This window comes from Vibrio sp. GLN_1, assembly GCF_043106015.1.
In the GTDB taxonomy this organism is placed as follows: domain Bacteria; phylum Pseudomonadota; class Gammaproteobacteria; order Enterobacterales; family Vibrionaceae; genus Vibrio; species Vibrio parahaemolyticus.
Window position 1 is genome coordinate 1 of record NZ_JBICMD010000003.1, and the last position, 2,475, is coordinate 2,475.

Here is a 2,475-nt window from a genome sequence, read left to right on the forward strand (position 1 = left end):
AAAAAAAATGCGGCTAACTTGTCACTTGAAGAGCCAATGACAATTACTCAAAACGGGACACCGTCCTATGTGATTGAGTCTTACGCAGAGAGAAAACGTCGAGATGAAGCTATCGCTTTACTCAAATTACTATCTTTCTCTGTAGACGATTCAAACAATAAACGAGTAATGTCTAGTGCTTCATTCAAGCAGCGGTTAGCCAACCGTAAACTTGAACTGGAGAACATTAAACATGGTAAAAACACTTAACATTGAATACACAGAAACTTTTGATAACACAGTTGATAATCTAATCAACCACTTAGCATCATATTCTAATGAATATCTTGTAATTGAAAGAATTGAGAATCTCATAGAAGATTTTGAAAAAAGAATAACGACAGCACCACTTTCCTGCCCCATCTCGCCATACCTTTTAGAACTCGGTATTACATCTTTCAGGGAATACAATCACAATGGATTCCGCCTCCTTTACCGAGTAATTGAAGATGAAGATTCATTAAAGATACAAGGTGACGTTCTACTTTCTCAGAAGCAAAGTATTGAACAAGTATTAATCGAATATTGCTTAATTTATAAATAAAAGAGCACTCCCAATTAATTAATCTTGGGAGTGGAAATCTAATTCTTATTAATACTATTACGTTAAATAGCTAAGATACGTACTAAAAATACGTATCTATGACTCTAAAACGAGCGTAGAAAGCTTTTTACACACCTACATGACCCAATACACCACCAAATACCCCTGAAAGTTTATAACGCTTTGAGGGCGATTTACAGGGCACAAAGACCAGGTATAGTTTCACTGGAATTTCTTCATGAAATGCCTAAAAAGTCAGTAAACAGGCATAGCAAACGCTAACAACAAAATCGCTAATAACATTAAACGAATTAATCTCATTCGATTCTCCAAAGTGATTGATTGTGTATTTAATAGCGAAACTACTTGGAGCCTAAAAATGAGTAACGACAACGTAGTGAAATTTAAAACTCGTGAAGAACGGGACCTGGAAGAAATCTTAAATGCAGTAAAAATCATGGAAGAGAACGGGCAGTTTGAGATCCAGGATGAAGAGGAAGAAGAAAAGAACTGACGCCCCTGACGGGTTGTCGGGTCAATTTTAAATCTACAACTGCGTTATAGCATTTAAAACCGACCTCAAAGATCACTCAGGAGTTAGTTCGATCGCAGCCGAAAGATGCAAACGCCCTAGCGTTTCGTCTGTAGGCATGGGGGGAGCCACAAACGTAAAACGTCCCCAGACGTTTAGGGAGCCAACGACCGATAGTGCAGTGGGGGGCTTGCCCCGCGCGTCGAGCAAAGCGTTGACCCCCCGAGTTGAGAGTGAGCGTTCAGCGAATCCAACGGAGGCAGTTTGGCGCACATCCCCCAGATGGGCAGAAAACAGCCCTCGCAAGGCGGGGGGTCAAGGCGTAGCCGCAGACGCGCCCATGCAAATGAAACGTAGCGTCCAGCGAAGTGAAATGCGCAGCCAGTGAAACTGGCGAAGTCTTGATTTAATGGGGCGTTCAGCCACATTGAAGCAATGCTCTGAAGCTAGAAATAAGATGAAATTCGAACGGATTTACCATCAATGCTACTGTCAAATCTACCCTCAAACTCAATTGACGATAAAGTTGATGATCTATTTGTAGATGAAAACACCAGAAATAAGAGATTAAATTGACGGTAAAATTGTAGATAAACCAAGGCACTGACACACGAAAGAACGACAGTTCTATTTGGGTGGAAGTGTCTAGCGGGTAGCGAAGCGAAGGGCGGCATTGAGCCCTTATAATAATTTTCATATACAAAAAAGCCGAAGATCTTGCGATCCTCGGCTCTTAGGAAGTATTCTTTAGTTCGCAAAGGAACTGTACTCAGAATTACTTGTTGGCGCATTAATTCTAGTACAGGTTGGCTAGCCTTGTCACTACCAACTAAACACCATTCAACGACAATAACCAATTCCTTTGCCAATGCAGCTCTCCAAGACGGAGTTTTGATGACGCTTATAGGTGATAAATCTATAAGAAGAGAAGAAACGAGTTAAGTGCATGGTTGTGGAGATTCACCATAGAATCTAGCCCCATACGGTATGGTCAGCCGGAGAAAATAGACGCTCGATAACTGCTAGGCTCTTTAGGTCAAGGACCAACGCCAATACCCCTTGAGACAATAAGTAATAAGGTCAAATAGACGTAGCTGGACTTTGACAAGTCCCATAAGAAGAGGTCGCCAAAGGCTCCCAATCTTCCTTGCCATGCACATACGTCTAAGATGACTTTTTTTCTTTAAAAAGACGAAATAACCAAGAAGCTACCGAACCAAATTTAGACTAAATTTGGTTTTCCTATTGACAAATCAGTATTTTATTGTTATGATGTATTATGTCAGTCATATTTTTAACTGGCACACTTTGAAATACAAAAAAGGAAAACGCTATGAGAGTTGAAACTATCAGCTACCTC

General features: G+C 40.6%; 3 protein-coding genes. All 3 read left to right on the forward strand.

The features are described 5' to 3' along the window. A partial coding sequence (locus ACF8OV_RS00375) for a type II toxin-antitoxin system Phd/YefM family antitoxin (RefSeq protein ID WP_392404313.1) occupies nucleotides 1-249 on the forward strand: 249 nt, incomplete at its 5' end. Then, the gene (locus tag ACF8OV_RS00380) at nucleotides 233-583 is read left to right on the forward strand and encodes a type II toxin-antitoxin system RelE/ParE family toxin (RefSeq protein ID WP_243302098.1); all 351 of its coding nucleotides are present in this window, start codon (nucleotides 233-235) and stop codon (nucleotides 581-583) included. The genes ACF8OV_RS00375 and ACF8OV_RS00380, both read left to right, overlap by 17 nt. 379 nt (nucleotides 584-962) lie before the next feature. After that, complete coding sequence (locus ACF8OV_RS00385) at nucleotides 963-1,097, forward strand: hypothetical protein (protein ID WP_392404314.1); 135 nt, start codon at nucleotides 963-965, stop codon at nucleotides 1,095-1,097. The last annotated feature ends 1,378 nt before the right edge of the window (nucleotides 1,098-2,475 follow it).